3 protein-coding genes and 1 pseudogene are annotated in these 3,874 nt (G+C 68.3%); 3 read left to right on the top strand and 1 reads right to left on the bottom strand.

Going from position 1 to position 3,874, the window contains the following annotated elements; genetic code table 11:
- Window positions 1-304: pseudogene (locus ACFWPJ_RS27050) on the top strand (tRNA (adenosine(37)-N6)-threonylcarbamoyltransferase complex transferase subunit TsaD); the annotation flags it as partial.
- A 249-nt stretch (window positions 305-553) separates the two neighbouring features.
- Here the strand turns inward: ACFWPJ_RS27050 and ACFWPJ_RS27045 are convergent.
- Entirely contained in the window at window positions 554-2,053 is a 1,500-nt protein-coding gene (locus tag ACFWPJ_RS27045) for an Hsp70 family protein (protein WP_378855435.1), read from the bottom strand.
- 362 nt (window positions 2,054-2,415) lie between these two features.
- Here ACFWPJ_RS27045 and groES point away from each other — a divergent pair, with 362 nt between their 5' ends.
- Together groES and groEL are read left to right on the top strand one after the other, a co-directional pair.
- Window positions 2,416-2,715 (top strand): co-chaperone GroES, encoded by a 300-nt coding sequence (groES, locus tag ACFWPJ_RS27040; RefSeq protein ID WP_110037083.1) that lies wholly within the window; start codon window positions 2,416-2,418, stop codon window positions 2,713-2,715.
- A gap of 83 nt (window positions 2,716-2,798) precedes the next feature.
- Window positions 2,799-3,874 (top strand): chaperonin GroEL (groEL, locus tag ACFWPJ_RS27035; protein ID WP_378855433.1); only part of this gene is annotated, 1,076 nt, incomplete at its 3' end.

Raw genomic sequence — 3,874 nt, 5'->3', positions numbered from 1 at the left:
CCTCTCTTTTCAGCGGTGTTGTGTGTTTGTGTTTTGTGTTCGAGGCTGCGCGCTGGTGGGGCGGGCGCGCGCCGGGCCCGGCGCCCCCCCCCCCCCCAACTCGCGCATCCGCTCGCTCGCCGAAGAGCGTTGCACCGCGGCGGGATTGACACTGCGGGTGCCGAAGCCGCGGCTGTGCACCGACAATGGCGTGATGATCGCGGCGCTCGGCGCCCATGTGATCGCGGCGGGTGCGCAACCCGCCGAGCTGACCGTGGCTACGGATCCGGGTCTGCCGGTCTCGGTGAGTGCCCTGCGCGGCTGACCGTTCCAGCCTCTGGGCTGGCGCCCGCTGCCTGATGCCCATGGTGCGGCGCCTGCGCGCTAGCTGACTCCGGTGCGGCCGCTAGGGACTTCGAAGTCCGCCGATTGTGCTGTGGATATGCGCTGAGGATTCACTAATCGCTCTGGACGGTCCGACTGCGACTGGTCGGCGGGATAGTGAACGTTCAACGCGGTGGTCGACGGGTGATGTCCCGGCCCGTAGGCGACGAGCACGTAGGTTGGTCTACTCCTAGTCGATCAGCTGGAGCGGTGCTTCGTCCGGCAGGCTCGCGGCAGGCGGGATCGGCAGGAATCCGTGAGCGGGGGCCTGGGTGGGGGAGGTGTTCGGTGTCGACGGACGCTGTTGCTGGCCGCCCGAGGATCCGCTGTTCATCGGGCCGAGTGGCGATTCCGGATACGGGATCTGCGGCAGGTTCGGGTCGGGACGCAGCGTCGGGGCCGTCGGGCTGGGCCCGGAGGGGCTGGGTGCCGGGGCCGCGCTGGTCGGCGCGGGCGTGGTCGGCGCGATCGGGCTCGGCGCCTGGGTTTCGGTGGTGGGCGGCGCGGTGGTGATACCGGTGCGGTCGCTGCTCTCGCGGTTCAGCGGTGCCGGCGGTAATTGCGGCGCCACGGGTAACGGCTGGCGCACGGTGCTGCTGGTGCCCGCCGGGGTGACATCGGTGGTGTCGGGCGTGATGGCCTGCACGCCGTAGCCGATCACCAGGCCGACGACGACGACCGCGCCCGCCAGCGTCCCGACCACCTTGGTGAACGTGCCGCTCGGCGCGTCACCGAGCGCGGCGGGTAACAGGGCCGACGGCGCGGCGGCATCGGCGACCAGCGCCGCGCCCTTGGCGATCACGGCCTCCGGATCGGGCACGGTGAGCACCGGCACGTCTAATCGCTCGTGCAGCGTGTCGACGACGGCGGGAATGTTGGCGCAGCCGCCGATCACCACGACCGCCTCGGGATACTGCGGCGCCCGGCTGAACACCGACGCGGAGAACAGCGCGATATTGCGCAGCAGCCCGCCGATCAGCTCCTCGAAATCGGAGCGGGTCAGCTTGAGCGGCTGACCGGCCACGTGATCGATGGTGACCGCGGGCGCGATCGACAGGTGCTCCTTGGCCGCCCTGCCCCGATTGGTCAGGGTGCCGCGGTTGGGCCTGGTGCCGCGACGGGCGTAGTGCAGGTCGACGAGATGGTGGTAGATCAGCTCGTCGATGGCGTTGCCGCTCAGCGTCGGCGTGCGCTCGGTGTGCAGGATCGTGCCGTCGGCGTAGTCGACGACGGTGACGGTGAGTCCGGTCGCGCCGAGGTCGACCACCGCGATGGTGGCGTAGCGGTCGAGCAGGCCGGTATCGCGTAAGTAGGTCATCGCCGCGGTGCCCTCGGGCACTAATCGAAGATCACGATGCCGGGTGGTGGCCGCGCGAATTGCCTGCGCCTGCTCCTTGTTCCGGTACGCCACGGCGACGCTGGTCGGTGGCCGCGTCCGGGCCGACTCGGCCCTGCGATGCGCGCCGGCGTAGCGACCGAGTGGCTCGCCGACCATGCCCGCGCTCTGGGAGACGGGCAGCTGGGTGGTCATCAGCTCGATCGAGGACGACACGAGATCGCCGAGGTCGGAGTGCGCCGCGTCGGCGGAGACGACCCGGTAGTCGAAGCTCTGCTCACCGGACGGTCCGGTGGCGACCAGTGCTGAGCACACCACCTCGTTACCGGCAGAGATGCCGAGGGATGTTCGCATGTTCACCTCCCTTCGAGCGGATGGTTCTGTGACGCCGACCATCTCGATGGAACGCTATACATATCCTTTCACAGCCTGTTATGCGAACGTTACAGATATCGGCAGGCGAAGTGAAGATCACTGGCGAGTGTGGGCGTGTCGAAAACGCGACATTGGCAGAACCCGGCCTTGAGCGCTGGCACTCTCACGTATAGAGTGCTAGTCGGCACTGTGTAGCTGTACTTGTGCCAGTCGACTTCTGGGCTTCGGGTCCCGGCACCCGCGACGACGGGGCTGACGCGCAGAGTCGCATGTAGACCGAAACCCGGTCCGGGACAACAGTTCCGGACGACCGAATTTCCCCTGAAAGTGGAGGGCTCAACGTGGCGAGCGTGAACATCAAGCCGCTCGAGGACAAGATCCTCGTCCAGGCCAACGAGGCCGAGACGACGACGGCCTCCGGCCTGGTCATCCCGGACACGGCCAAGGAGAAGCCGCAGGAGGGCACCGTCATCGCCGTCGGCGAGGGCCGGATCACCGACAAGGGTGACCGCATCCCCGTCGACGTCAAGGAAGGCGACGTCGTCATCTACAGCAAGTACGGCGGCACCGAGATCAAGTACCAGGGTGGGGAGTACCTCATCCTGTCGGCGCGCGACATCCTGGCCGTCGTCACCAAGTAGGCCAACGCCGCATTCGCTTTCCGCCCCGGCGTCGTCCAGCGACCCGGGGCGGACTGCGTTCTCACACAGGAGCTGAATCCCCTATGGCAAAGCAGATCGAGTTCGACGAGAAGGCTCGCCGGGCTCTGGAACGCGGTGTCGACAAGCTCGCCGACGCCGTCAAGGTGACCCTCGGTCCCCGTGGCCGCCACGTCGTGCTGGCGAAGGCCTTCGGTGGCCCGACCGTGACCAACGACGGTGTCACCATCGCGCGTGACATCGACCTCGAAGATCCCTTCGAGAACCTCGGCGCCCAGCTCGTCAAGAGCGTCGCCACCAAGACCAACGACGTGGCGGGCGACGGCACCACCACCGCGACCGTGCTGGCCCAGGCGTTCGTGCGCGCGGGCCTGAAGAACGTCGCCGCGGGCGCCAACCCGATCTCCCTCGGCCAGGGCATCGCGCTGGCCGCCGAGAAGGTGTCGGAGGTCCTGCTCGCCGCGTCGACCCCGGTCTCCGGCGAGAAGGCCATCGCCCAGGTCGCCACCGTCTCCTCGCGCGACGAGGAGATCGGCGAGATGGTCGGCAAGGCGCTGACCACCGTCGGCAAGGACGGCGTCGTCACCGTCGAGGAGTCCTCGACCACGCAGACCGAACTCGTCATCACCGAGGGCGTGCAGTTCGACAAGGGCTACCTCTCGCCCTACTTCGTGACCGACCCCGAGACCCAGCAGGCCGTGCTGGAGGACACCTACGTCCTGCTGCACCGCGACAAGATCAGCTCGCTGCCCGACCTGCTGCCGCTGCTCGAGAAGATCGCCGAGTCCGGCAAGGCCGTGCTGATCATCGCCGAGGACATCGAGGGCGAGGCGCTGTCCACCCTGGTGGTCAACTCGATCCGCAAGACGATCAAGGCCGTCGCGGTCAAGGCGCCGTTCTTCGGTGACCGTCGCAAGGCGTTCCTCGACGACCTGGCCGTCGTCACCGGCGGCACCGTGATCAACCCCGATCTCGGTGTCACCCTGCGCGAGGCCACCATCGAGCAGCTCGGTCAGGCGCGTCGCGTCGTCGTCACCAAGGACGACACCGTGCTCATCGACGGTGCGGGCACCGCCGACCCCAAAGCCCCCCGCCGCGCCCCGCAGCGGGGCGAGATCGGGGGGACCCACACCCACTGGGT

Origin of the sequence: Nocardia sp. NPDC058497 (assembly GCF_042720195.1) — a bacterium.
In the GTDB taxonomy this organism is placed as follows: domain Bacteria; phylum Actinomycetota; class Actinomycetes; order Mycobacteriales; family Mycobacteriaceae; genus Nocardia.
The sequence above is the reverse complement of the archived record's forward strand: the minus strand, read 5'-3'. Positions and strand labels throughout refer to the sequence as shown.